The following is a 25824-nucleotide window of genomic DNA, read 5'->3' on the forward strand; positions in this document are numbered from 1 at the left end:
CATCTATTGGTGCGTGCCTTGCCTCAGAATGCTGGAGCCACGCCTATCCTTCACAAACCGGCGTTACCGGGCCGGTGGATCCCAGGATCGAAAAACTGTTGTCGGCGAGCGCCTGGCCGATCCGTGTCTGGCAAAGCACATGACCGCCGTCGTGGCTCACACCCGTTTTGCCACGCGGCAGGGCAACGGAGACGGCGGGCAAAGCGGCCCTGACGCGGCCGGCGTCGACACTTCCCGCCGACCTGACGGCCTCGGCGAACAGACGAATGCCTGCATACGTGTTCTCGCCATGCGGCAGCACCACGGCGTAGCGGCCAAGGCGAGGATCGCGTGCGTCGGCGTACCGGGCCGTATAGCGCGTGAGGAACGCGTGGTTTTCGGGGTTGCCGATGCTCATGAAGTACGACGACACGCCGATCGTCCCAGTCGATGCGCCCGTGGTTGCAATCGAGAGGGATTCGTGCGCGATGTCCGTCACCAGTTGCGGTTTCATCGCAAACGACCGGTACTGCTTCACGAACGTCACAGGGTCGTCCCCGATGCTGTGCCACACGATCTGCGGATTCGCGCTGGCGACCCGTTGCAGGGTCGCACCGTAGTCGCGCGTGCCGAAGGGCAGCCAGTAGACGTCGAGGAACTTGCCGCCATGGCGGGCCACCGCCGCCTGCAGCTGCGGGATCAGCACCTTCCGGTTGCTGCCGATGTCGGAGACGACCGCGCAGACGGACCGTCCACCATCGCGCATGAGCCACGCAATGAGCGGCTCGATCCGCTGGCTCGCAGCCAGCCCGGTCGTGAGCAGTTGCGGGTCGCATCGTCCTTCGTCGAAGTTCGGATAGACGATGAGCTTTCGGGCCGCCCTTGACGCCTGAAGGGCCGCTTCGCGCTCTGACGGCAGCACCATGCCCGTGATCATCGCAACGTCGTCACGCATGAAGAGTTGCCGTGCCTTCTCCAGCGTCACGGCCGTGGACATCTGCGTGTCCTCAACGCTCAGCTGCAGCGGCCGGCCAAGCAGCCCGCCCGCCGCATTGATCTCGTCCACTGCCAGCGCGGCGCAGTTGCGGTTGGTCTGTCCCACGCGCGTCAGGGGGCCGCTGAGCGGTGCGAGCAGCCCGATCTTCAGCGGGACGGCGCCACGTGCAAACGGAGAGACAGCCGATGCAGCAAGGGAAGCGGCCGCACCAAGCAGCAAGCTTCGGGAAAAGTCACGACGGTTCATGCGTTTTCTCACTTGATATTGCTGGGTTTCACTGGATGTTTTCATGAGGCAAGTCCGGTGCGGGCTCCGCGGCCGGAGGAGAGAGATAGCGCGCGAGCGGGTGTTCGCCTCTGTCACCCGGTTGCGATTCAACGGCGCCGGCATGCACGAGGCGACCATTACTGAGCACAATGCAACGCTGCGCGCTCTGAAGGACAAGATCGAGGTTCTGTTCGACAAGGAGCACCGCCAGCTTCGAGCGGCGGCATAGTTCCGGGATCACTTCGCCAATGCGCTCGACCAGGTTAGGCTGCACGCCATCGGACGGCTCATCCAGCAGGAGCAGTTTTGGACGGCCGCACAGGGCACGTGCGATGGCGAGGACCTGCTGCTCGCCACCCGAGAGCGTGCCGCCCTGCTGCGACAGACGCGACCCGAGCACCGGGAAGTAATCGAATACCTCGTCGAGGATGCCCGCCCCGCCGGCGGCCTGCGCACCCATCAGCAGGTTCTCCCGCACGGTCAGTTTCGGAAAGATCCAGCGTCCCTGCGGCACAAGTCCGATGCCCCGGCATGCAATCTCGTGCGTGCGCAGGCCTGTGACCGGCTGCCCGAGGAAAGAGACCTCCCCGCTTACGCGCGGCAGCAACCCCATGACCGCCTTCACCAAGGTGGTCTTGCCGGCACCATTGCACCCAAGCACGCCGACCACCTCGTTCGGCAGCACGTCCAGCCTTAGGTTGTGAACCACATCCACGTCGCCGTATCCGGCGCACAGGTTTTCAATGCGCAGCATGTGTCGCCCCCCGCCCCAGATAGATGCGGCGGATCTCCTCGTCGTTCGCGATCTGCGCATACGATCCCCTTCGAACCACCTCTCCCCGATGCATGACCCATGTCTCACACTCAAGGGACTGCACGAAGCCCAGGTCGTGTTCGATGGCGAGCACCGCGCACCCCTCCCGTAGCCGGTGGATGAGGCGCACCAGCCGCTGCGAGTCCTTCGCGGACAGACCGGCTGCGGGTTCGTCGAGGAGCAGCAATGCGGGCTGGCACATGATCGCCATACCGATTTCGAGCCACTGCCGCTCGCCGTGCGGCAGATGCGAGGCGAGCTCGCCCGCCTGCCCGGTAAGCCCAATCTCCTCCAACACCGCGTCAGGATCGGGCATCGGCGAAGCCCGGTGAGCCGCAACGCCGAGACCGGCCACCATCAGGTTGTCGCGTACGGTCATCGTGAGGAAGGTATTGGTTCCCTGGAACTTGCGCACCACGCCGCGGCGGCAGAACGCGTGCATCGGGCGGCCCGTCATCCGTTCGCCATCGAGATACAATTCGCCGGAACCGGGGGCAATCGCGCCTGAGAGCAGGCCAACAAGCGTGCTCTTGCCCGCGCCGTTCGGCCCGATCACGCACAGCAGATCGCGTGGCGCGATCGTGATGTCCACACCGGCCACGGCGTTTATTCCGCCAAATGGGCGCGAGAGGCCCGTGCCCTGAAGAAACTGGGTGTCCATTACCGTTCCTCCTGCGCATCGCCCGCACGATGAACGGGTGGCCTGTTCCATGGCATCCGGGCGACGCGGCGCGCGAACTCCACCAATCCATGGAGTCGCAGTCCGTTCGGCATGAAGAGCACACAGCCGAGAAACAGGCCACCCAGGATCAGTGGCCAGCCGTCTGTGCTGTAGCTGGAGACGGTCTGCCTGAGGAGTGTCAGAACGACGGCGGCGATAACGGGTCCACCGGTTCTTCCCCGCCCGCCGATGGCCACCCAGAGAATGACCTCCGTCGCAAGAACCGGCGAAAACACGTCCGGGGCCACCACGCCCGAGCAGGCCGCCATCAGCGCGCCCGCGATGGCCGCAAGTGCTGCCGACACGATGAAGACCAGCAGCAGGTGAAACGACGTGTCATAGCCGCATGCCTTTGCCCGCCATTCGTTGGCGGCGATCGCATCAAGCACCTTGCCGCAGCGACTGCGGCACGCGAGCCACACCAGACCTGTTGCGGCAAGCAGAAAGATGGCCACGGTGTACCAGGATGCGCGCGGGCCGCCCAGATCGAACGTGTGGCCGCCCAGGCCGAACGACAGTCCGGGTATGCCCAGGATGCCCGTATCTCCTCCTGTGACCGACTGCCAGCTGACGGCAAGCTGCTGTGCGACGATCAGCACGGCCAGGCTGATGATGGCAAAGAAGTGAAGCCTTACCCCGGCAAAGAGCAGGAAATAGCCAATGACGGCGGCGACAGCCGCAGCGCAGAGCACGCCGGCAGCGAGCCCCATCGCAGGAGCCAGTCCGAACTGGACGGTCGTGACGGCAAATCCGTAAGCGCCGAGACCCAGGAACGTGGTATGCCCAAGCGTGAGCACCCCGGCCCGTCCCCAGAGCAGGTCGTAGCTCAATGCGAGGATCCCCATGACGAGTGCATCGCGCACCGTTGACAGCACCCAGGGACCGGCAAAAAAAGGCACGATCACCACGACTGCCACCACTGCGCCCCATATCAGCAGGGGTGGAACATCCTGGGGGCCAAAAGCCGGTTGTGAGAACCATAGCCGGAGGCGGCCTGCATGTTTTCCAGACATACGCTTTATCCTTTGCCGAGAAGCTGATGCGCCGCACTGAATCCCGGAATCAGCCCTTGCGGCCTGAACCGGATCACCACAATGGAGAGGACCAGCACCAGTGCAGAAGCGAGTGAGGGATCGACGCGATAGCCCAGCAGCGTTTCGGCCGCGCCGATGACTGCGCTGCCCAGGATGCTTCCCGCGATCGATCCGATGCCGCCCAGCACGATCACGAAGAACGCCTTGGCGAGATACGAGACGCCCAGATGCGACTCCACCGAAACCATGGGCGCGACGAGCACGCCGGCGAGCGAGGCAAGCGCCGCACCGCCACAGAATGCGATGCGGTTCAGGCGCCGCGTGTCGATGCCGGTGGCCTCGGCCATCGCCGGGTGCTGGATCACGGCACGCAGTTGCGTACCAAAGCGCGTACGGGCGAATAGCAGCCAGCACCCCGTGGTGACGGTCAGCGCAACAGCAATCACGAAGATCCGGTAGGCCGGATAGCTACCGCCGGGGACCGGAACCGTTCCGTCGAAGGGGGCATAGACGAGCATTGGCTGGGTGCCGAAGACGAGTTCCAGTGCCTTCTGCAGGATCACGCTGATCGCATAGGTCGCGAGAAGCGTGTCCAGTGGCCGGTCATAGAGCAGCCGGATGATGAAACGTTCGAGGCACCATCCGAGGACGGCTCCGACAGCCGGGGCCACCAGCAGGGCAAGCCAGAAGGCCTGCTTCCCGCCAGCCGCCTGCGCGACCGCGAGCGCGTATGCGCCGATCGTGACCCACTCGGCATGCGCGAGGTTCACGATGTCCATCATGCCGAAGACTATCGCGAGCCCAAGCGCCACCAGCATGAGGATGCTCACGTAACCCAGAATGTTAAGAATCGTCGTCATATGAGCAAGTCCCCTTCCGTATGTCTGCGGGACTCTCGCCCCCTTATGTGCAATCTGCAACTGAATCGCATTTCAGTTCCTCCGCCCTCAAGGCAAAGCGTTTCTTAGGAAGAAGACTAAGAAAGTCTTAGTAAAAATGGCGAGCAATTCCCAGAGACTCCGAGGATGCCGGATAAGCACACGACATCCTCCGTTTTTGCAAAACGCCTCAAACAGGCACGGATACGCTCGGGCCTGACCCAGGAGCAGCTCGGTATTAGTGCAGGAATCGACGAATTCTCCGCCAGTGCCCGCATTAACCAGTACGAAAGAGGCAAGCACCTGCCTCACCTCGTAATGGGGCAACGCCTGGCGAGAACACTGCACGTCCCGACGTCGTTCCTCTACGAGGAGGACGATCTGCTTGCAGCACTGCTCGCAACTGCTGCTCCGCTCACGCGTGCCAGGAAAAAGATCCTCCTTGCGAATGCCGAGACGCTGACACAATCAGCATCCTCCAGGACCAGAAAACCAAATAATCCTTAGTCTTTAGACTAAGAAATACTTAGCAAAATCCCTGAGCGAATCCGGGAAACTCGCCGGATGTCGCGCGATACACCCACTTCTGATGCCGTCTTCCCCCGCCGCCTGAAACAGGCGCGACTGCGCTCGGGCTTCACCCAGGAGCAGCTTGGCATTCAGGCGGGTATTGACGAATTCTCGGCCAGTACCCGCGTCAACCAGTACGAAAAGGGCAAACACACCCCTGCGATACAGACCAGCCAGCGTCTGGCGCGAGCACTCCTTGTGCCCACGGGCTTCCTCTACGAGGACGACGACCTGATCGCGAACCTGCTGGCAGTCGCGGGCAGGCTGAGCAAGGAAAAGAAGAGGGCTCTCCTCGCCAGCGCAGAGAAACTCGCTCAGGAATAAACTAAGACTTCCTGAGTCTCAAAGCCAGCCGCAGACGACGCCATATCTGGCGCTTTGCCTGTACTGCGCCCTGCGCCCTGATCGGACGACAACTCCTACGGAATGCTTCGTGACGGCGCACCGCGACGTCCGTCAACCTCGCGTCATGTGCTGAGCCGAGACTACTGCTTCGCCGCAGGATGCTGCTTTCCGTATTTATGATCATAAATTTACGTCGCCACTATTGGTATGTCAATGCTGGAAGATCGCTCGTTTACCCTCGATGCCAACTCGCCATCGATTCTTGACACTGGCAAGCGTCACGTCTAAGGTATTTATGATGATTAATAGGGAGACGACATGAGCAGTGACATCTGCGATCTGACAGCACACGAGCTTCATACTCTTTACGCGACGAAGGGCGCCTCCCCCGTGGAGGTCATGCAGGCCGTGCTCCTGCGCATAGAACAGCTAGACCCCGCCGTGAATGCCTTCTGCCAGATAGCCGCGGATGCACTCGACATGGCGCGTGCGTCCGAGACACGATGGCAACACACGCGCCCGCTCGGGCCGCTGGACGGCGTGCCGATCAGCGTCAAGGACAACGTCGCGGTCTCCGGACTTGCCACAAGGTACGGCTCGCGGGCCACGGACGAAAGCCCGGCGCGCCACGACAGCCCGTGCGTGGCAAGGCTTCGCGAATCTGGCGCCATCTGCTTCGCGAAGACCACCCTGCCTGATTTCGCCCACAAGATTGTCACCGACAGCCCGCTCACCGGCGTCACGCGCAACCCTTGGGACACGCAACGGACCCCCGGCGGCAGCAGTGGCGGCGCCGCAGCGGCGGTCTCCCTCGGTATGGCGCCGGTAGGGATTGGCACTGACGGCGGCGGGTCAATCCGGATTCCAGCCGCTTTCACCGGCACGTTCGGCTTCAAGCCGAGCTTCGGTCGTGTCCCGCATGCACCCCGCGGGCCGTTTGGGTTACTAAGCCATGTTGGTCCCGTGACCCGCTGCGTGGCGGATGCAGCCCGCATCCTGACCGTCATCAGTCGCCCTGACAGTCGCGACTGGTACGCGTTGCCATTCGATGCCAGCAACTATGAACTTGGTTTGAAGTGCAAGCCAGCGCCAGGTGGGGTACGCATAGCGTTCAGTCCATCGTTGGGGCTCGCTGTCACGCCCGAAACCACCGTCCACGATGCGGTCGTGCGTGCGGCCGACACATTCCGTGACCTTGGCGCCAGGGTCCATCCGGAAGACCCGCCGGGTATCGCTCGCTGTAACGCGATCCACGCCATCCTCTGGCCGGCCTGCTGCCGCCAGCTCACCGAAGGCATGCCTGACGGCGGCGCGGCGCTCGATCCATCGTTACAGGCATACTCTGATGCGGGCGCCGGGATATCGCGCCAGGCGCTGCTGGGTGCGCTGATCGAGAGAGGCGAACTGGGCGCCACCGTCAACGCATTCTTCAAGCGGTACGACCTTGTCATCTGTCCCGTGTATCCCCGTGTGGCCATGCCCCTTGCGGAACTCCCAGCCAGCGGTGAATTGTTTCCCCACTTCACCGCATGGTGCAACCAGCTGGGCCTTCCCGCTGCAAGCATCTATGCAGGTGCGACTTCGGAAGGACTGCCAGTCGGCGTACAGATCGTTGGCGGCCGTCATGCGGATGCACTTGTGCTCTGGGCCAGCCACATCCTCGAACTTGCCCTCGGACGCGCGCCGTTGACTGAGCTCGCGCGCGCGCTTTCCTCATCCATTGCTGGCCGCAAACTGCATTGACGCTACCTGTCAACAAACGTTCGGACCTGCAGAACGCGGGGCCGGACGCCTTATCACGAGCTTCCTTTACTCCGTACGTGCAGACCAAGGTCCGAATCCAGGACCAGCTTCTGCCGCAAGGCCGCATGTACCTTGCGCAGTTGCGCTTCCGCTTCTTCCATGTGCGCCGCCATGAACTGCTCCACCGCGTCGGCGTCGCGCCTCTTAGCGGCATCCATAATCGCTCGATGGGCAGCGACGGTCTGCCGGCCAAATGCCTGGTAATCATCTTGCGTCACGTTACCTGCCACGATCACCAGGCTGTGCAACATCTGGTTGATGATCTGGCATACGCAGCGAAGGAATGCGTTCGGATTTGCCGCGGCGAGCACGTCATGAAAGTGGATGTCCTCGTGGCGCTGGTCAAGCGCATGGTCATGGCTTGCGACAAACGGCTCGCACACTTCCACGCTATGCTCGAGCGCTTCCAGGTCGGCCTCCGTCAGATGCTCGACCGCCCCTGCTGCAAGTAGCGGCTCCAGCACGCGCCGCACGGCGTAGATATCTTCGAGATTGATGCTCTCGAAAAACAGGTAGTTCTGTAATGCCTGAAATGCACGGGCAAGCGGCACTCGCGTAATCGTCGCGCCACCGTCCGGTCCTGTACTCAGACGCACAAGTCCCTGCACCTCCAGTGCCTTGAGGGCATCGCGCATCGAGCCGCGGCTGACGTTGAATATGTCCTGGAGCTCGGCCTCCTTGTTCAGTCGCACACCGGGGCGCACCTTTCCATCGGTAATCCACGTCTTGATAAGTTCGGCCACCTGGTCTCCCCGCTTGGTCGTGCGGGGCCCCCGCTTGTCTCGCTTCAGCAACGGTTTTTTCTCTGTCGCCTGTTTTCGCGCTGCCATACGTCACACCCGTAGTTAGCCATCATCGTTCGATCCAGACGTCATTATCAGTCATCCGCTGTCGCGTGACCGCGATAACGTCGCCGCCGACGCCCCCCGATACAACACCTCCCAATGTTCGGAGGTGACGCCTTCCCGTCCCATGCCTACGCTCATTGCCAGACGACACGCAAACTTCATTAATGGCTTGGCGTGAATGTTGGTCCTGGGCGCAGACACGCCCGCTTGGGAGAGCTCCATATGACACGGCATGAGCAGACGTCGCAGGCGGTTCGCACGATCGACGATATCGGTGCCGCGCTCGCCGAGCGTGGACTCGATCTTGATCTGCTTGCCAGGCGTATGCGCAACGTCAGCCTCGAATCGGATACAACCGGCCAGATCGTCGGCCCTCCCTGGCGTGCGGATGACGTCAGCGCCCTGAACATGAACCTTGTACCCATCCAGTACGGCGGCTGTCCGCTCCTGCAGTCCCTCGTGGCGCAGGCAACGTTGATGGCCTTCCTCGGGGAAGCCGATGCAAGCCTCGCCCTTGCTTTACCGGGCCCGGGTCTCGCCATGCCGCCTGTCGTTGCGCTCGCCTCGACGCAACAGCAGGCCCGGTTCTTCCAGCGATTCCAGTCGGGCACACCGCGCTGGGGCGCCTTCGCTATCACCGAGCCGGACTATGGTTCCGACGCGACTGCCATGCGTACCAGTGCAAGGAAGACCGGTCGCGGCTGGGTTCTGAACGGCACAAAGTGCTTTATCACGAACGGCGCGCGCGCCGACTATGCCATCACGTTTGCAACGATCAACCGGCAGATGGGCCGTTACGGTATCCGCGCATTCCTGGTAGAGAGCAATACACCTGGATTCGAAGCGTCGCGCATCGAGCGGATGGCAGGCCTGCGCGCGACCCAGCTTGCCGTGCTCTCCTACACCGACTGCGAGGTCACCGACGATGCGCTGCTTGCCCGTGGCGACGAAAAGCCGCTCGACGACGCTTTCTCGGGTGCACAGCGGTCCTGGGCCTACTTCAGGCCCCTGCTTTCCGCCGTCATGGTCGGTAGCTGCAGGCGGGTGCGCGCGGACCTGGCGGCCTGGCTGGATGCGGGTGGCACGCCCGCGGACAGGCACCAGGGCGTGGCCGGCGTGGAAGCCTCGCTGCTCGACATCGACCGCCAGATTGCGGCCGCATGGCTCCTCTGTCACTGCACGGCCTGGAAAGCAGATCGCGGCATTGCAACGTCAATGGATTCCTCCATGACCAAGGCGTTTGCCTCGCGCGTGGCCGCGCGGGTGACGCGCGCTGCAATGGACCTCGCCGGTCTCGATGGCATCGCCGCCTGTCCGTCACTTGAGCAGGGCTACCGGGACGCCAGGGCGTTCGACATCATGGAAGGTACCGGCGACCTACAGCGGCTCATGATCGCACGGGCGGCGCAGCGATCAACGTCACGTCCATGGGACATGACGGTCGTGCCTTGCAACTGCCCCGCCACACCTGACTCATCACCTGTCTTACCGACCGACCCATCGCCTGACCTAGCCAACGCCCACCGATCCGGGAAGGAGATACCCCATGACGACGCATAACGCGTACAGCCCGGGGCGCGAGGAAATCGCAGCCACCATCCGGTCATGCCTGCTATCAGCCATCGGCATCACCATGGCCGCGGACCTGATCGCGGACGACACGAACCTGTTCGACGTTGGTGTCGACTCCATGAACATGACAGACCTGCTTCTTCAGCTCGAGCAGCGTTTCGGCTTCACGCTCGCGCCGGAAGACCTCTCTGCCGATCTGTTCCTGCGCTTCGGCAACCTCGTCTCCTTCGTGGAATCCCATGTCCTTCGCAACTGACCCCGTTCGCGGGCAGGCATGCATCGCGGCCACGGCACGCTACGTCCCGCAGGCGCGCGTGCGGCCCGACGCAGTGTTAAAGCAACCAGCGGCCGCACCATCATGCGCGCGCGAAACCATCATGCGATCAGTCTATGCCGATACGCTGCGCTGGAGTGGCGAGGTGGCACGTCCTGCCCACGTCAGTCATTCGTCGGGATCGGTGCACGCCGCATTGCCGGTGCGCGTCGCCTGCGAGCCACGCCTTTTCCTCTCGGAAATGGCATCAACGGTCGCCGGGAAAGCTATCCGGCGGTGTCCCGGGAAGGACAACCTCGTGCCGGATCAGGTCATCGTCTGCGCGACAAGTTTCGAGCAGGACCTCGCACTCTCCTGTGCGGGCCGGCTGCACAGCGAACTGGGATCGACGGGTGTGCCGTTCGCGATTGGACAACTGCAGGGCGTGTCCTTCTTTCTTGCACTGAAGATGGTGGCCGACATGATGGCCAGTGACGATCACACGTGCTGTGCACTGATCGTCGGCGCTGAACGCTGGCTGCCGCCGTTCTCGCGGCTGGCCGGATCGCTAACGGCACTGGGCGACGGTGCGGCTGCCGTAGTGATCCGGCGTCACGCCGGTCCCGGATGGAGGGTGCTCAGCGTCAACGTATGCACGCCTTCGGTTCCCGTCGCGCCCCCCGATATGTGCATCGACGAAACCGTCGTGGTGGACATCATCGGGAAGACGTGCAGGCAGGCAGGCCTGAAACCCACGGCAATCGACTGGATCGTGCCGCCGCGCATCAGCGCAACCCTGGCGTGCAACGTCACCGCACAGGCCCGATTGCCTGCATGGCGAATGTGGTACCCCGACCCGGGCGACATCGGGTACCTGTGCGCCGCAGACGCGCCGGCGCAACTCCACATGTTGCTGCAATCGGTTGCTCCGTCGGACGGACAACGCATTCTGCTGTGGTCGGCCGGCTTTCAGGGACAGGCCACCTGCGCCATCTTCGAATACCGCGTGAGGCAGCCATGACTGCGCCCGCAACCACTTCCATGTTATCGCTGTCCGGCATCGCAACCAGCTTTCCGGCCCGGACAGTCGATGCGAACACCTGGGCCCGTCGCTGCGGATTTCCCCAAGCGCGCGCGAGCGCGCTGCTGCGCAATGGCGTACAGCAGTTCCACGATGCTGCAGCGGGGTCACCCGTCACATTCGCGTGCGAGGCGGTTTCCACCCTGCTCGACGATACCGGTACGACACCGGCAAGCATCGATGCGCTTATCTATACCCACACCATCCAGAGCAGCGTCCTCGCACCGCCTGCCGGTACGGCGGCATTCATCCAGTCCCGTATGGGCCTGGACCGCGCACTCGCGTTCTCGCTGATGCAGCAGAACTGCGTCTCACCGGTAGCCGCCATCCGCCTGCTGCGCGTGCTCACCGTCGCCGGTCGTCCCATCCAGCGGGCGATCGTTGTCTGCGCGGATGTGATGGGCTCGGGCTGCGATCATCTGCGCGCCATCCAGGACCTCGCGCTGCATAGCGACGGGGCGTGCGCAATCCTGCTGGAGCGCGATACCGACCGCAACCGCATCATGGGGCTGCATCTTTATACAGACAATCGCTACTTCCGCGGCACCGACGACGACCTGCAGCCTGTGCCAGATGATCGTTACTACTGGTCGGCATTCACGACAATGCGTGCGGCACTTCGACAGGCAGGCATCACAGGCAATGAACTCGTCCATGTCCTGCCTCACCACGTCAACCTCCCCGGCTGGCAGCGCCTGATGGCCATGCTGTCCGTACCACAGGAGCGCCTTTTCACGGCGAATTTCGGACGCCTCGGCCACGTGTTCGGTGCCGACCCGTTCATCAACTTCCACACCGCGCCGCGCGCGCAACCGGACTCGCACTCGCTGCTTTTCTCCAGCGGACTTGCCGGCTGCTTTGGCGCGATGGTGATCCGCCATTGACCCAGAACTTAATAGCAACCGGCCATGCGAAACCTCCTTGATCTTGTGCAGTCAGCAGCGCGCCGTTCACCTGATGCGCAGGCGCTCGTATGCGGCGATGTCCGCGTCTCCTACCTCGAACTACTGAAAAGGAGCCACGCATTCGGGCAGGCTCTATCCTCATTTGGCATCGCTCCGGGGGAGCGCGTTGCAATCTTTCTCGACAAGCGTATTGAGACCGCCGTCTCGATGCTCGGCGCCTGCGCTGCGGGTTGCGTGTTCGTCCCGGTCAATCCGCTCCTGAAACCGAACCAGGTGGCCCACGTGCTTCGCGACAGCGGCGCGCGATGTCTGGTGACCTCCGCATTTCGCGCCCGGTCCCAGGCTGCGGAAGGCCTTGCACCAGTATCCGATCTGATCGTGGTAGATGAGCCTGACCCGGTCCTCTTCGGCACAGGAACGGTCATGATTCATCGCTGGCCGGACCGCGACACCGCTGCCCCCGGGAATGCCTCGATTCCGGCACCGTCCACGCCATGCATTGACACCGACCTTGCCGCCCTTCTCTACACCTCCGGCTCGACGGGCCTGCCCAAGGGCGTGATGCTCAGCCATCGGAACCTGCTTGAGGGCGCCTGGAGCGTCGCGGAGTATCTGCGTCATGAACCGTCCGACCGCATCCTCGCGCTCCTCCCGCTGAGCTTCGATGCTGGTCTGAGCCAGCTCACCTCGGCCTGGTCTGCTGGTGCAACAGCAGTCCTGCTGAACTACCTCACTGCGCAGGACGCCATCCTCGCGTGCGAGCGCGAACGCATCACCGCCATTACCGGAGTACCGCCACTGTGGATGCAACTCGCGGGCGCGACGTGGCCCGACGGGCCGCGCAATGCGGTGCGCTACTTCGCGAACACCGGCGGTCGCCTCCCATTGCCCGTGCTGCAGAAGCTCAGGACGCTCTTCCCCCGTGCCACGCCGTACCTGATGTACGGGCTGACCGAGGCATTCCGTTCCACCTATCTCGATCCCGCACAGGTCGACCGGCGGCCCGACTCGATCGGCAAGGCTGTGCCCAATGCGCGCATCCTGGTGGTCCATGAGGACGGTACGCCGTGCGCGCCCGACGAACCCGGCGAGCTGGTGCACGTGGGCGCGTGCGTCACACTCGGCTACTGGAACGACGCCGCGCGCACCGCGCAACGCTACCGCCCGTCGCCCGAAGCAAAGCCGGGCGGTGCGCCGCGTGATACGGCAGTCTGGTCTGGCGACCTCGTGCGGCGCGACAGCGAAGGTTTTCTCTATTTCATCACCCGCAATGACGCCCAGATCAAGAGTTCCGGCTACCGGATCAGTCCGGAGGAAATCGAGGAAACGGTCCACGCAAGCGGCCTCGTCGTGGAAGCCGCCGCGCTCGGTATCCCGGATGATGCGCTTGGCGAAGCGGTTGCGCTGCTTGTCGTCCTGGCTGATGACTCAGCTGTCGATGACCTGCGCGACTGGTGCATGCAGCGCCTGCCACGTTATATGGTCCCGCGTGACATCGTGAGCTGTCCGGAGATTCCACGCAATCCCAACGGGAAGTTCGACAGGGCGGCGCTACGGAATAGGGTTGCCGCGTTTGGATTTGCCGCGCTCGCCCACGGTTCAGGGGAGAAAACATCGTGAGCCTGACTCTCATCCGGCGACCTCCGGGGCTGCAGTTCGGTGGCGTGGACGTAAGACAGCTGGCCGATCGTGCCGGGCACACACCGTTTTTTGCCTATGACCGATCTGCGATCGACGCCCGCATCCGGGAACTGCGCAGGCTGCTGCCTTCCGGCATGCACCTTCACTACTCGATCAAGGCGAATCCGATGCCCGCCGTGGTGCACTACCTCGCCGGGCGGGTCGACGGTTTCGATGTTGCCTCCGCACAGGAGATGGCCATCGCGCTCGATGCCGGTACCACCCCAGCCGCAATCGGCTTTGCCGGGCCAGGCAAATCTCACGACGACCTGCGACGCGCCGTCGCCAGCGGAGTGAACGTGCACGTTGAATCAGAAACCCAGTTGCGGCTCGTCACCGCACTCGGATGGGAGCTCGGCGTGCAGCCCAGCGTGGCAATCCGCGTCAATCCCGACTTCCAGGTCGGACAGAGCGGCATGCGCATGGGTGGCGGTGCGGCGCCGTTCGGCGTCGATGTGGGCCAGGTCCCGGCGCTGCTGCGCGAACTCGAAGCGCGGGAAGTCGCACTCGCCGGCTTTCACATCTTCTGGGGCTCGCAGTGCCTGCATGCAGCGACGGTCATCGAGGCCCAGCGCCAGAGTGTTGAGCTCGTTCTCCGGCTGGCCAGCGGCTTGACCGGACCGCCGCGGTTCGTGAACCTTGGCGGCGGCTTCGGCATCCCCTACTTCGCGGGCGAAACACCGCTCGATGTAAAGGCAGTCTGCGAGGCGATGCACGACTGGCTGCCACGGCTTGGCGAACGTCTGCCGGGAATCGTGCCTATCCTGGAACTCGGGCGCTACCTGGTCGGCGAGGCGGGAATCTACGTATGCCGCGTCATCGACCAGAAGGTCTCGCGCGGCAAAACGTTCGTGATCACGGATGGCGGCCTGCATCATCACCTCGCGGCCTCCGGCAACTTCGGTCAGGTCCTTCGCCGTAACTTTCCGGTCGTCATCGGAAACCGCCCCGACGGTGTGACACGCGAACGCTGCCATGTGGTGGGCTGCCTGTGCACGCCGCTCGACCGTCTGGCGGACGACATTGAACTTCCCGAAGCTCATATCGGAGATTTCGTCGTGGTGAGACAGTCGGGTGCGTACGGCCGCTCAGCGAGCCCGCTGCATTTCCTGAGTCATCCCGAACCTGTCGAAATGCTCGTATGACACCACGAGATCTGGAGGAACATCATGCCATCGAGTGAATCCGTTGTGGCAGACCTCACACCCGCGTCCTGGACACTCAGCGACGACCAGCAGGCGTTGCGTGCTGCCGCCAGGCAGTTTTCACGCGAGCGCCTTGAACCACTGCTGGCCGCCCGGCCAGACTCCGCCCTATGGAGCGAAACGGTCACGCTCGCGGCGACGCTCGATCTCGCGACCATGATCCTGCCGGAACAGGTCGGAGGCATGGGAATCCGCCGGCACGACCTGGCACTTGTCGTCGAACAGTTCGCGGCAGGGCCGCTGGAACGCGCAGCCGAACTGACTCTCAGCAGCCCCGCACTGATGACGCTGCGCGAATACGACTCACTCGACCGGCTGCCCGATCGCGATATCCAGCATTACTTCGACGGCACCGCATCCATTGCGCTGGGTATCCCTGACGCGGATGCTTCGAGCGTCTGGATCCTGCGCCAGCATCCAGCCTCGCCGGCAATGATGGTCGGTATGAACGATGAACGTCCGCAGCTCATGCTGGCGACGCTGCCTGCCGGACAGGACGTTCAGGGTGCCGTTCCCGTTGCCGTGCTCGGCGCGCTATCGATCACCCGCACTCCCATTCGGGCGGGCGATGTCCCACTCCTGGTGATGCCCCAGGGCGCGAATCACGGCGGTGATCCGGTAAGACGGTGGCTCGTCGATACAGCAATCTACCTCACAGCGCTGCTTTCCGGTGCCGTGCAGCAGGGCATCAACTTCGCTCTCGCCTATAGCGTGACCCGACAGACATTCCGCAAGCCGATCGTCACCCATCAGCTTGTCGCTGCCCGACTCGCCGACATGCTCATGTCCGCGCACACCATCCACCTCTTTCTGCGGTCGGTGGCGGCGGACGATACGCAGGCGCAGATCGCCGCCGTATCGCAGATGGCGCGCCACGTTGCCACCGAAGCGACGGACGTTGCGCGGGAGCTTGTACAGCTTTGTGGTGGCCATGGCTACGTGGAAGGTCTTCCACCTGCTGCACGGTTCCAGACGGCGCACTGGTTTGCGATGCTGCTGATGAAGGTCGAGGCGGCGCTATGCACGTTCACCACGTCGGCATAAGTGGTTCACCAGCAGGACATTCCCCGTGAGCAGCGAAGGGCGGACACAGGCATCCGCGCCCCAGACTGAAGGACCCGGCGAGACGGGTGGAGGATCCAGCTCGTGCTGGCTTCGTGAACCGGACAGCAACGATGTGAATGACATCGCTGCCTGGCTCTCCGAACCGGACATCAACCAGTGGTTCGATTTTGGGCAAGGCCGTCAGACGCTTCCTGCGCTCGCCGTGCAGATCATGATGCAAAGCGCTCGGCACCGCCTGCGCGTATTCGGACCGGCAGGCCATGAAGCGGCAAGCGGCGTTGTGGCTGTCAGCGATCTGACGCATGGATTCGGCACCGGCTCGTTCTGGGTACTGCGCGACAGCCAGCGGCCCACCTGCCGGGACATGACGTTTGTTGCCTCCATCAGGCTGCTCCACGAGGTGCTCGAAACCGACCGGCTGCACTGCATCACGGCGTGGGCCGTAGACTGCAACGTGCGCTCGCGACGCCTGCTCGAACGGATCGGTTTTCAGCTGATCGGGCTGCAGCGGGATTGCCACGTCATACATGGATCGCGGTTTGGGCGCGTACTGTATGACCTGCTGCCCGCCGATCTCGCCAACGACTGCGGCTCGGCCGAGGGTGGCGCATGAACCCGCCCGTCATCACCGCAGTGACGGCCTGGGTGCCGGACGCCATACCGCTGTCCCGATGGACGGCAATGGAGTCGGCATTGCGCGCGACAGGACATCCCGGCTGGGATGCGTGGATGAGATCCTGGCATGCCGACTACGGGCACTGGCTGGAGGCTTGGCCCGGTGAGGAAACCGGTGGCTCGCGCCCTGTGCATTCCGGTCTGGCAACACCCGACATGACCTGCATGGTGCCGGTCGAAACCGGTACGGATCTTTCCGGACTCGCCGCAAAAGTGGCAAACGCGATCTGCGCCGCCCGGCCGCCGGACGCGCGCCCAATCGATGTCATCGTGTTCTGTCATAGCAGCCTCGATGAACATATTTCGACCACAGTTGCCGGACGGCTGTGTGCAGGGATCGGCGCACCGTGTTTTCCTTTTTCGGTCTCGCAACAGCACGGCGTGTCGCCATTCACAGCATTGCGGCTGGCGTCCGACCTGTTCGTCGCTGAACCGGAGGTTCACACGATACTGATTGTCGCGGCGGAGAAGTGGAGCCCACCGCTTTCCAGAATATGCGGACCTGGCATTGTGCACGGTGACGCCGCCGGTGCGTTGCTCGTTGAAAGAACCGACTACGGAACAGGTGGGCTGCACCTGCTCGATGTGGCAGCCCGGCACGTTCCTGTTGACATCTGTCGTCGTGCCGCACCAGTCTCCGACGCCCGGACATTCACTTTGCTATCGGTGATCGAGTTTCTGCTCGCGCGACACGCTCTTCGTCACTGTGAAATTGACGAGGTTGTCGGGCACCCGGGTATCCCGTCGCTCAAGCGCGCAGTATGCAATCTGCTCGGTCGGCAGGACGCCGGAGCGCAGCATCGACATTGCATCCATCTCGGCGCGGCCGAATCCATCGTACGCCTCGCACAGGCTCTCCGCCGCACCGCATGCAGCCGGACACACCGCATGCTGCTATGGGGCTACGGGATCGGCGGCTTTGCGGGCGCTGCGCTGCTGGAAGCTCGCGGCGCACCCTACCTCTGTCAGTGGGACGATAGCCGGTCTGTCTCATGACCCCCGATCTCGGCATACCGCACGTCGCCTTCCATCTTCCCCAACGCATCGACGACGTCCGGTGCTGGGCAAAGCGCACCGGGCAGAACTCCAGCACCGTACTGAACCTGGAGCGGGCCGGGATGCGTTACTACCGCAATGCGGATGGGCAGACCGCAATCGGACTCGCGGCCAGTGCGATCCAGCGTCTCCTGCTCGCCTCCGCCGTCGCACCTGGTGAAGTCGACTGCATCGTCTACGTGCATACGCTCCAGGGCAGCATTGCGCCACCGCCGCAGTCGCTACCCGGCCTGCTATGTGACCGGTTCGGTTTCATCGACGCTGAGGCGTTTTCGTTCGCGCAGCAGCATTGCGCATCCGCCCTTGGCGCACTACGTGTGATTCGTGCGATGTTCATCGCCCGGCCCCACATGAAACGGGTCCTGCTTGTCGGCGCCGACATCATGCCACTCGAATCAGAAAGGTTAATGCAAACCGAGGGGATTCTGGGTGATGGTGCATTCGCCGCATTCATCGAGCGCGGCGCCGCCGTCAACCGCCTGCTCGCCATCGCGACATATGCCAGCGGCCAGGGCTGGCGAGCGGTACTGACAAATGAGGAACCGCGCCTGGCAGCGCAGCACTTCTTCGCGGCGCGCAGCCTGATCAGGCGGACAGTCCAGCAGGCACATTTCACGCTGGACGACATCCAGCGTATCCTGCCCCATCATCTGGATCTGCCTGCATGGTACCGCCTGCTCGATGCGCTTAAGATCCCGCAGGAGCGGCTGTTCACGGAGAATTTTGCCCGCATCGGCCACGTCACCGTCAGCGATGCGTTCATCAATCTCGCCCAGTGTCATGGACTGGTACGGGGCAGGCCGTTCCTGCTCTTTGCACGGGGCGTCGGCGGGTTTTCAGCAGTAGCGTTGCTGCTCCGTTAGCCCATCGACACAATCAACCTTCCTCACACCTGCCCCTGCACGGTGCGCATGATTTCAATCCCTTACATGCGTCGTTGAACCGCCATCCACAGACTACAATGAACGCTAAACTGACTCGGGCGGGGTGCACAGTATGCCCGCGGTTGCCATCGCCGATGCCTGCGGCAATCGCATGTGCCATCTGACTCGCCGCCTCTCTCCCAAAAGCCCGTGCCGCATGGACCGCGCTGTCATCGCGCGCGTGCCTCGTTCTCATTTGGCACCCGCCGTTCCAGTCCCTGTCGGGCAACGCCAGGGTAGCGAACATGAAACATGTCTCTCGACGCCGTTCGAACGAGGGCCAGCATAGGCCGTCACCCATTTCTGATCGTCGGCAGGCTGGCGCACCAGCACCGGTCATGCGTCTTGCATGCGCCGCCGATATTCCTTCCCTCGTCGACTCTTTCGGCCATGCGGCTGGCAAGCTCGGCTTCCCGCATTACGTGATCAGCCGCGTTACGCGGAGCCGTTCGACCACCGCCCGGCGAACGGCGCTCGAGATGATCGGCTCACATTATCCGCAGGAGTGGGTGCGGCAATACCAGCGTCGGGATTACGCCTCCACCGACCCCGTTCATCGCACTGCATTCCTCCAGTCGGCTCCCTACCGATGGCACGACATCATCGGCTTGAGCAAAGCCGAGCGGCGTCTGCTCGACGAAGCAAGAGAGGCCGGCCTGCCCGCGGGACTTAGTATCCCGGTTCACCAGTCCGATGGCAGCATCCTCCTGTTCAACCTGTCGGGCCCTCTGCATTCCGTCAACAACACAATCAACTCCCGGCTGGCATACCTGATCAGCGCGCAGTTTCACTTCGAAATGCATCGCCTCGCGCTGATGCCTCCGAAAAGGGCGGCACACCTGCTTACGGCGCGTCAACTCGAATGTCTGACCTGGGTCGCCCGCGGAAAAACCTCCGCCGAGATTGGCGAGATCCTCGGGCGCTCCCGCTATACCGTTGACTACCACATCGAAGAAGCGATGGAGGCTCTCAACATCCGAAGCAGAACGGCCGCAGCAGTCCACGCGACCGTACAGGGCATCATAAAGCCCTGAATCCTTTTTCTGAAGTTCCACCCCACGTCCTGCCCGTCACCGTACAAGCGACGTGGGCCAGTGCACGCTCGTGCGTGCAAAGTGACACCCTCCGAAAGCTCCGAGTTTCTGGGCCATAGACACGCTGATAGCGTCGCGTCAACGGCTGACATCGGAGGAGCCCATGTCGTACATCATTGCCGGCAGGCTTGATGACCTGCCACCGGATATCCATCACCATCTTGGAGCATTCCGCCACAAGGTCTTCGTCCAGCGCCTGCACTGGGAAATACCCGGTGTGTCCCAAGATGCGACGAGCGAGTGGGATGAATTCGACGGAGGCAGTACCGTTCATCTGGTCGCACTGTCCGCGGACGACGGGGTCTGCGGATGCGCGCGGCTGATGCCCACCACAGGAGCCTATCTGCTCCGTGATGTTTTCCCACAGCTCACAGACCCAGGCTCACTGCCGTCATCGAGTTCGATATGGGAGATGTCGCGATTCGCAGGATCAGGTCTGCCGGACCATCGAACCGGCTCAACCTCGGGCATGTCGTTGTTCCCTTACGCGATGGCACTCGCCCTCTCGTTCGGCGCGACGCGAGTGATCGGTGTCGTCTCGCGCTCCGTTGCGCGTCTATACCGACGCTTCGGGCTCGAACTGCGCGATATCGGCGCTGGCACTACGCCCGGCCGTGCCGATATCGTTGCGTGCTCATTCGAACTGGGTCCTGCTACGTTCCGCAATCTCCAGTGCGATCCCAACGCGCTACTGGAGTCGATCACGCGCTTCGGACAGATCCCACTCGCCGAAGCTGGTTTGCCGGGTCATTCGTCCTCCACCGACGCGGGCGCGCGTCCTGCGTATGGCCCCGGTGACAGGCACCTCGCGGTGGACGACAACGAAACGATGCGCACGCAAGCGCCAGTCTAGACGACTGGCCTCTTGCATGGGCGCATCAGCGCATCGCTGCAGGCCGGCAATGGTGGCGATTGTCGGCCTCCTTTATCCAGTCCGGCCTGATCGCCGACGCGTAAGCCTGCCCGCTACGCGAAGCCTCTCCATTCTGCTGCGAGGCCAAGCCCAGGCGTTCGTCGATGGCGTGCGCCACAGTCGCGGACTTCGGCGGATGTGCGCGATCGCAGTCCGCCCAGAACGTACACATCGCATCGATCAGGACGGACAGTATTGACGTCACGTAGGGCAGTTTCACGACCCTGCCCTCCTCTGGTCGGTCGCTGGCGGACCCGCCCCAGTGCTCCTGGAACCCGTTCACGGGCATCATGATCCGCAGGGAATCCAGTTCACGCTGCAGGCGATTTTCAAATGAATAGTGAACCGTCGCCGAATGCGCAAGCGCCTTGCGCAACTCGCAGAGTTGCCGGTCCTTCATCTCCATGCATCTGGTCAGCCGACGGACTTCGGCTTCGGCCCGCTGCAAACGCTGATCGGGAGCAGCGTTCGCCGGTAGCATCAGTGGGGTGCCGTCCATGCCAGCGACGGTCCATCCGTGGAGTTCTTTCATGATTTTCCCTGGCCCAAATGCGTATGCCTGTATCGTTCTGGCTGGCCCACTCTCCCTCTTCCGCACGCACGGGAAGGCGCCTGGAGTACCCGCCACCGGTCAATCGCGGGGCTTAATCGCGGCGAAGTCATCCTGCTTCAGCCACGTATCTTTTTTCGGTTTTCTCAGACGAAATATCAACTGCGAAGCAAAGCAGGGCATGCTGTGCCACCGTCGGCACAGAAATGCGAAGCTGAACTTCCTACAGTTCTGATGACGGTTGGTCAGCGCGCACGCGCCGCTGGAACGCAAGGCGCATGTCGTCGCAATCATGATGGAAAGGAGCATATTTCTAGGTAGCAAGCGATCTCGTACGGAAGCTCGTTTTCACGGCCCACTGGATGCGTTTTAAAGAATGTCCTGCAATGGCTGACGTTCGATGACCCGTCGTGGGTGCCGTTCGCAATCACGCAGATGACGCTCGACGAGCTGAAAAACCAGGTGGACGATGCCGTCGACGCGATGGAAAAAGCCGCCGACGTAGCCCTGCGCAGGATCGGCAACAGCGCACGCGTCGCGTGCAAGCAGGCGCAGACCGCGATCGACGCGCAGGCAGGCGCGACCGAAAAGATTCGGGATACGATGCTTGCCATTGAAGGGGCGTCCGCGCAAGTTACCGGACACTGCTGGCCGAATTCTCGGCGGAACATCTCGGCAAGCTCATTGAGAAGGGTACCAACTCCACTCCTGCGGAGAGATTGGCCGTGCGAGCGTGCCCGTTCTCCTGCACCTGCACGGCGCCTTTGGGCTCGGCGAAACGGAAGTTATTCTGGCAGCCTTGGCTCGTCGTGCCGGGTTCGCATTCTTCGCCCCAGACAGCTTCTCGCGTAAGATGCGTTCCAGCAACTGCCAGATCGAGAACTGTGAAACCGGAGCATTTCCCCTGGCAGACCTCTATCGTCGTGCTGAGCTCTTAGATGCAGTGAGGCGCGTCGAAGCGTGTCCATTCATAGAACCGGGACCGCTTGTCGTATCGGGTTTCAGCGAAGGCGGAGCCGCTGTGTCCATTTGGGGCGGCGCCGTAAAGGCGGAAGCCTACATCATAGCTGGGTGGTCATGTAGCGCTCCGAAGAACTGGGGGTGGGCGGACGGATTGCGCACACCTGACCATACGGGGCTGTACTACACATCCTGGCGGATCGCGATCCGTGGTTTGCACGGCCAGGTTGGCGGCGCCGTGAAGCGGCTAAGCCTCCTTGGGTTCGCGAGGTTATCGTGGATAGTGACGATCACTACGTTTGCCGCGACGCGCGTGCACAAAATGCCATAACGACGTTTCTTGACGGAATTCGCAGTTCTCGATGCTCGATTGAGGCAAGCGGTGAACAAGACCCATCTCAGTGATAAGGCCATGACGTCTGACAGTAATTCGTACCGCAGCCTACTGGGCATTGCAAATGTGCCGCTCGTATTGGGCGCAGCTGCCATGTCACGTCTGGCTAGCCACATGTTCGCACTTTTGATCGTTCTTTATGCGCTATCCCGATTCGGATCGCCGTCCTTCGCGGGATGGCTATCGTTTGCAGCAATGGTGCCAGGTCTGCTCATCAGCCCCGTGTCGGGTGCCTTCCTGGATCGCATCGGTGCCCAACGCGCGATCATATTAGACATGGCTGCAAGCAGCGTGCTGTTGGCTACACTGACCGGCAGCCGAGCTGCTTACCTCGGCTAATGAAGTAGTTATCCTCTTGATCGTTGCCGCCTATTCACTGACGAGCCCTCTTAGTGCTGCCGGAATCAGGACATTGTTTCCAAGACTCGTTTCGCCGGCGGAGCTCGACCGGATAAACGCAGTTGACACTGCCATATACGCAGCTACCGACGTGTTGGGCCCCGCCCTCGCTGGTGTGGTGTTCTCTTACCGCGGCGGTGCCGCTACGTTTCTCGTGATTGCAGTCGCGTATGCTCTCGCCGCCTGCTGCCTGCTTCCCGTCCATCTCGTCGAGCCTCATCGTCCTCATTCTGGCTCGATCTGGCATCAGACTTGGGAGGGCCTAGTACTGGTCCTGAAAGAACCAACGCTGCGTGGACTGGCAACCTCTTATTCGCTGTACCAGATGACATGGGGCGCGCTGCTTATCGTGATTCCTGTCATAGTAGGAGCGAATTTTCACGCTCCGGAAAATGATCGGATTACGGGCGCACTTTGGGCCATCGTTGGCTTCTCCGGCGCTATTGGCGCCTTGGTAACTGGACACCTCCGAACCGCGGGGAGGGAACGTGCGGTGATGGCAATCGGGATGGCTGTCACCGCCGTCGCCTGTTGGCCTATCGCTGCCTGTAACGGCTGGGCGGGAGTGGTGGTCTGCCTGATTATCGCGGGCGTAGCGGTCGGCCCCGTCGATGTTGGACTACTGACGCTGCGACAACGGCGAACCGACCCGTCGAAATTCGGCCGAGTCCTTTCGGTTTCCATGAGCTTGAACTTGTCCGGCTTACCCATCGGTTCGGCGGTTGCCGGCCTGCTCTTAGGAATATCCGCAAACGCGGCGTTTCTTTTTGCTGCCGCCGCTGCCGCTCTTGCCGCTTTTCTTATCCGGTTGATACCAACGAACGGTAGTCCTCGGTAGGATAGGGGTGGCCATCCAGTATGGCTAGATGCACATCCCGTGAAGGTATCAATTGCTTCTGGCGCCAGATATGGAAGCGCACCAATTGCCGACTTCGACGTCGTCCGAGTTGAAGTGCCTCCCTTCGGCGGCTTCGATGAGTTCCTCCTGCATCCTTTTTCTCGATGCCGAAATCGGTAACCTTCACGGCATGCAACTGGAAGCCACCAGTCACCATGATGTTCGTCGGCTTCAACTCGCGGTGCTCGATGCCAACACGATGAACGGCAGCAACACCCTTTTCCATGTGATGAAAAATCTTCGCCACGAGGAACGTCACGGCGTCCTCTCTTTGAGGGCTGTACTCTCGTCGTCAAGTCTTGTGCTGACCGCGCAGGTCGTTCTGCGCCTCAGAAGATCACAACGACTGCGGTGGCTGCAGTTCCGTTAAAAACGCCTTGATTGAACCAGCATCCCGGGGCCCAGCGCCTCGCGCGCGGTAGCGTAGCTGTGCTTGGATCTGATGAAAAATTCCGTCGGACTCGCCAGCGTCGGGATCCGACGGCGCTGATCGTCACCGGGAGCGCCCCATGCGCTAACAACCCGCAGCTTTGTCCAGTCCGGTTCCTCGCCGCTCTGTCCAATGCAAAAATTGTTGATGGGCCGCTTGAACTGCCCTTTAAGCGACCGGGTGTGGAATGTGACCGCGATGCGCAAGTCTGGATGCTACGTGTGAAGATACGCGGCCTTGAGTGCAAGCACGATCGTCTTGCCAGAACCTTCCAAGCCCCGTACCTGTTCCACCCCGTCCACCGTCTCGATGACGGCACGGTTCTGACGGTGATCGAGCGTTGCTATCGAATATTCGAGTCTCTTGAGCTTTGCACCTCGCGAGTTGGGATTGCTGACTTCGCGCCTTAGCTGGCTCTTGCGGATGGAAGACAGGCTCTCGATCGCTGACAGCGTCGTCCAGTACAGGTTATCGGTGTCGCTCTCCCACGACGCGACGGCCGCCATCACATCCGCCAGGTTTTTCTCGTTTGCGATCGGATAGCCTTCCTCCGCAAACCGGGCAACGTCCGTGACTGCAGGCACAAAGGTGATAACCTGGAGTTCGGGAATGAGCTTTCACCCTTTGACTAGTTCCTTGTGCAGTCTCAGCTTCGCGTCGATCTTGTTGGCGAGATCGTCCTGACGTGCAGGGTAATCCGCTACGTCGGTCCCCTTCAATCAGATCGAAAAAAATGACGCCCTTTTGCGGACTGACAAACGTCGCATCAAGAAAATATTTGCCCTCAGGCGTCGCTATCAGCGGATAGCCAAAGAAGCAATCGCCCGAGAAGCCGCTGATGGCGGCAAGGGCCTCCTCCAGAGCCTAGGTCTCGACAAGCTTCCCATTGGCTCCGCGTAAAGTTCACACTGGTCATTTACTTGTCCGTCCGACGATTCCACGTGCGGGCGCCCTCGAAGGGCGGTTCCCACGGCAGCCCCGGCGGGGCCATCGCACGGGCCGACGCAGATGTCAGTCGAGCGACCCGGAGAGACCGGAACTCGCGGTGAGCGACGTCATTGCGCCGCATCGTCGCCAAGTCTTTCTGATGGAGTCGATTCCCGCCGGCACCCTAAAGTCCAAGCTACGTTGACTGACACGACCCACGAAACGCGGCCGCCGGATGCGACTCGACGGACCACGCCGGTGATTGTTGCTGCCCCTACAGCAAACGAGAGGCTATGTCGGACCATGACGGGTGGCTTCTGCGCGGCTCGCGATCCATGCATCGATTTCGCTTTCGAGCCAGGCCACCCGTCCGCCACCGATCTTGACAGGTCTGGGGAATTTTCCTGCCGCGAGGTACCGGTATACCGTGCTCGCGCCAAGGCCCACCCGCATGCGCACCTCTCGAAGCCGAATAAGGCGGACTTTCGTACCTCCGTAACCACCAACGTGCTCGTTCATGATGCGGGCCCTCCTGACGGCGTCGCATGCCACCGGACGTTGCCAGACTAACGCACGAGCACGGGCTCC

Annotated in this window: 28 protein-coding genes; 17 read left to right on the plus strand and 11 right to left on the minus strand. The window is 62.3% G+C overall.

The features are described from left to right. Positions 1 to 43: 43 nt before the first annotated feature. Genes HV770_RS09895 through urtB form a run of 5 tightly spaced genes read right to left on the minus strand, consistent with a single transcriptional unit; the run spans position 44 to position 4672 of the window. The gene (locus HV770_RS09895) at positions 44 to 1222 is read right to left on the minus strand and encodes an ABC transporter substrate-binding protein (RefSeq protein WP_175159556.1); all 1179 of its coding nucleotides are present in this window, start codon (positions 1220 to 1222) and stop codon (positions 44 to 46) included. Positions 1223 to 1250: 28 nt separating this feature from the next. Next, complete coding sequence (locus HV770_RS09900; RefSeq protein ID WP_175159231.1) at positions 1251 to 1997, minus strand: ABC transporter ATP-binding protein; 747 nt, start codon at positions 1995 to 1997, stop codon at positions 1251 to 1253. Beyond that, complete coding sequence (locus HV770_RS09905; RefSeq protein WP_175159232.1) at positions 1984 to 2718, minus strand: ABC transporter ATP-binding protein; 735 nt, start codon at positions 2716 to 2718, stop codon at positions 1984 to 1986. The genes HV770_RS09900 and HV770_RS09905 overlap by 14 nt, the downstream gene beginning before the upstream one ends. Next, entirely contained in the window at positions 2718 to 3791 is a 1074-nt protein-coding gene (locus tag HV770_RS09910) for a branched-chain amino acid ABC transporter permease (protein WP_175159233.1), read from the minus strand. Before HV770_RS09910 ends, HV770_RS09905 begins: the two co-directional genes overlap by 1 nt. Before the next feature lie 5 nt (positions 3792 to 3796). After that, entirely contained in the window at positions 3797 to 4672 is an 876-nt protein-coding gene (gene urtB, locus HV770_RS09915) for an urea ABC transporter permease subunit UrtB (protein WP_175159234.1), read from the minus strand. Between the two features lie 165 nt (positions 4673 to 4837). Between urtB and HV770_RS09920 the strand changes: the two genes are divergently transcribed. The 3 genes from HV770_RS09920 to HV770_RS09930 all read left to right on the plus strand — a co-directional run bounded on the left by HV770_RS09920 (position 4838) and on the right by HV770_RS09930 (position 7348). Then, the gene (locus tag HV770_RS09920; RefSeq protein WP_175159235.1) at positions 4838 to 5197 is read left to right on the plus strand and encodes a helix-turn-helix transcriptional regulator; all 360 of its coding nucleotides are present in this window, start codon (positions 4838 to 4840) and stop codon (positions 5195 to 5197) included. A gap of 57 nt (positions 5198 to 5254) precedes the next feature. Further along, positions 5255 to 5584 (plus strand): helix-turn-helix domain-containing protein, encoded by a 330-nt coding sequence (locus HV770_RS09925; RefSeq protein WP_175159236.1) that lies wholly within the window; start codon positions 5255 to 5257, stop codon positions 5582 to 5584. Positions 5585 to 5923: 339 nt separating this feature from the next. Next, entirely contained in the window at positions 5924 to 7348 is a 1425-nt protein-coding gene (locus HV770_RS09930; protein ID WP_175159237.1) for an amidase family protein, read from the plus strand. A gap of 53 nt (positions 7349 to 7401) precedes the next feature. Here HV770_RS09930 and HV770_RS09935 read toward each other — a convergent pair whose 3' ends face one another. Continuing rightward, complete coding sequence (locus HV770_RS09935; protein ID WP_175159238.1) at positions 7402 to 8238, minus strand: FadR/GntR family transcriptional regulator; 837 nt, start codon at positions 8236 to 8238, stop codon at positions 7402 to 7404. A 240-nt stretch (positions 8239 to 8478) separates the two neighbouring features. Here HV770_RS09935 and HV770_RS09940 point away from each other — a divergent pair, with 240 nt between their 5' ends. The 12 genes from HV770_RS09940 (at position 8479) to HV770_RS09995 (ending at position 20618) form a co-directional block, all read left to right on the plus strand. Next, positions 8479 to 9816 carry an acyl-CoA dehydrogenase family protein gene (locus HV770_RS09940; RefSeq protein WP_175159239.1) on the plus strand — a complete coding sequence of 446 codons (1338 nt, stop codon included), beginning with the start codon at positions 8479 to 8481 and terminating at the stop codon, positions 9814 to 9816. Continuing rightward, complete coding sequence (locus HV770_RS09945; protein ID WP_175159240.1) at positions 9803 to 10084, plus strand: acyl carrier protein; 282 nt, start codon at positions 9803 to 9805, stop codon at positions 10082 to 10084. The genes HV770_RS09940 and HV770_RS09945 overlap by 14 nt, the downstream gene beginning before the upstream one ends. Next, positions 10068 to 11102 (plus strand): 3-oxoacyl-[acyl-carrier-protein] synthase III C-terminal domain-containing protein, encoded by a 1035-nt coding sequence (locus HV770_RS09950; RefSeq protein WP_175159241.1) that lies wholly within the window; start codon positions 10068 to 10070, stop codon positions 11100 to 11102. The genes HV770_RS09945 and HV770_RS09950 overlap by 17 nt, the downstream gene beginning before the upstream one ends. Then, complete coding sequence (locus tag HV770_RS09955) at positions 11099 to 12046, plus strand: ketoacyl-ACP synthase III family protein (RefSeq protein ID WP_175159242.1); 948 nt, start codon at positions 11099 to 11101, stop codon at positions 12044 to 12046. The genes HV770_RS09950 and HV770_RS09955 overlap by 4 nt, the downstream gene beginning before the upstream one ends. 24 nt (positions 12047 to 12070) lie before the next feature. Next, positions 12071 to 13687: an acyl-CoA ligase (AMP-forming), exosortase A system-associated gene (locus HV770_RS09960; protein WP_175159243.1), complete on the plus strand. Its 1617-nt coding sequence runs from the start codon at positions 12071 to 12073 to the stop codon at positions 13685 to 13687. After that, a complete protein-coding gene (locus HV770_RS09965) occupies positions 13684 to 14892 on the plus strand; it encodes a pyridoxal-dependent decarboxylase, exosortase A system-associated (protein ID WP_175159244.1) in 1209 nt (402 codons plus the stop codon). The genes HV770_RS09960 and HV770_RS09965 overlap by 4 nt, the downstream gene beginning before the upstream one ends. 24 nt (positions 14893 to 14916) lie before the next feature. After that, complete coding sequence (locus tag HV770_RS09970) at positions 14917 to 15996, plus strand: acyl-CoA dehydrogenase family protein (RefSeq protein WP_175159245.1); 1080 nt, start codon at positions 14917 to 14919, stop codon at positions 15994 to 15996. 25 nt (positions 15997 to 16021) lie between these two features. Then, complete coding sequence (locus tag HV770_RS09975) at positions 16022 to 16630, plus strand: GNAT family N-acetyltransferase (protein WP_175159246.1); 609 nt, start codon at positions 16022 to 16024, stop codon at positions 16628 to 16630. Then, positions 16627 to 17688, plus strand: coding sequence for a beta-ketoacyl-[acyl-carrier-protein] synthase family protein (locus HV770_RS09980; RefSeq protein WP_175159247.1), 1062 nt, complete (start codon positions 16627 to 16629; stop codon positions 17686 to 17688). The genes HV770_RS09975 and HV770_RS09980 overlap by 4 nt, the downstream gene beginning before the upstream one ends. Then, positions 17685 to 18611, plus strand: coding sequence for a 3-oxoacyl-[acyl-carrier-protein] synthase III C-terminal domain-containing protein (locus HV770_RS09985; RefSeq protein WP_175159248.1), 927 nt, complete (start codon positions 17685 to 17687; stop codon positions 18609 to 18611). Before HV770_RS09980 ends, HV770_RS09985 begins: the two co-directional genes overlap by 4 nt. A 398-nt stretch (positions 18612 to 19009) precedes the next feature. Beyond that, on the plus strand, positions 19010 to 19705 hold the full coding sequence (locus HV770_RS09990; RefSeq protein ID WP_246290794.1) for an autoinducer binding domain-containing protein: 696 nt from the start codon (positions 19010 to 19012) through the stop codon (positions 19703 to 19705). Between the two features lie 163 nt (positions 19706 to 19868). Continuing rightward, complete coding sequence (locus tag HV770_RS09995) at positions 19869 to 20618, plus strand: acyl-homoserine-lactone synthase (RefSeq protein ID WP_175159250.1); 750 nt, start codon at positions 19869 to 19871, stop codon at positions 20616 to 20618. Between the two features lie 25 nt (positions 20619 to 20643). Here HV770_RS09995 and HV770_RS10000 read toward each other — a convergent pair whose 3' ends face one another. After that, on the minus strand, positions 20644 to 21210 hold the full coding sequence (locus HV770_RS10000; RefSeq protein WP_175159251.1) for a hypothetical protein: 567 nt from the start codon (positions 21208 to 21210) through the stop codon (positions 20644 to 20646). Positions 21211 to 21518: 308 nt separating this feature from the next. Further along, positions 21519 to 21842: a hypothetical protein gene (locus tag HV770_RS10005; protein ID WP_175159252.1), complete on the minus strand. Its 324-nt coding sequence runs from the start codon at positions 21840 to 21842 to the stop codon at positions 21519 to 21521. Positions 21843 to 22570: 728 nt separating this feature from the next. On the opposite strand from HV770_RS10005, the gene HV770_RS10010 reads away from it, so the two are divergent. Beyond that, a complete protein-coding gene (locus HV770_RS10010) occupies positions 22571 to 22921 on the plus strand; it encodes an MFS transporter (RefSeq protein WP_175159253.1) in 351 nt (116 codons plus the stop codon). A gap of 16 nt (positions 22922 to 22937) precedes the next feature. Next, complete coding sequence (locus HV770_RS10015; RefSeq protein WP_217468585.1) at positions 22938 to 23819, plus strand: MFS transporter; 882 nt, start codon at positions 22938 to 22940, stop codon at positions 23817 to 23819. Here the strand turns inward: HV770_RS10015 and HV770_RS39675 are convergent. From HV770_RS39675 to HV770_RS10030, 3 genes are all read right to left on the minus strand, one after another. After that, positions 23782 to 24105, minus strand: a complete 324-nt coding sequence (locus HV770_RS39675; RefSeq protein WP_425497396.1) for a hypothetical protein — start codon at positions 24103 to 24105, stop codon at positions 23782 to 23784. The genes HV770_RS10015 and HV770_RS39675 overlap by 38 nt on opposite strands. 419 nt (positions 24106 to 24524) lie before the next feature. Continuing rightward, the gene (locus HV770_RS10025; protein ID WP_175159254.1) at positions 24525 to 24893 is read right to left on the minus strand and encodes a hypothetical protein; all 369 of its coding nucleotides are present in this window, start codon (positions 24891 to 24893) and stop codon (positions 24525 to 24527) included. 634 nt (positions 24894 to 25527) lie between these two features. Next, entirely contained in the window at positions 25528 to 25755 is a 228-nt protein-coding gene (locus HV770_RS10030; RefSeq protein ID WP_175159255.1) for a helix-turn-helix transcriptional regulator, read from the minus strand. Positions 25756 to 25824 lie beyond the last annotated feature (69 nt).

Source organism: Paraburkholderia fynbosensis, from assembly GCF_902859935.1.
In the GTDB taxonomy this organism is placed as follows: domain Bacteria; phylum Pseudomonadota; class Gammaproteobacteria; order Burkholderiales; family Burkholderiaceae; genus Paraburkholderia; species Paraburkholderia fynbosensis.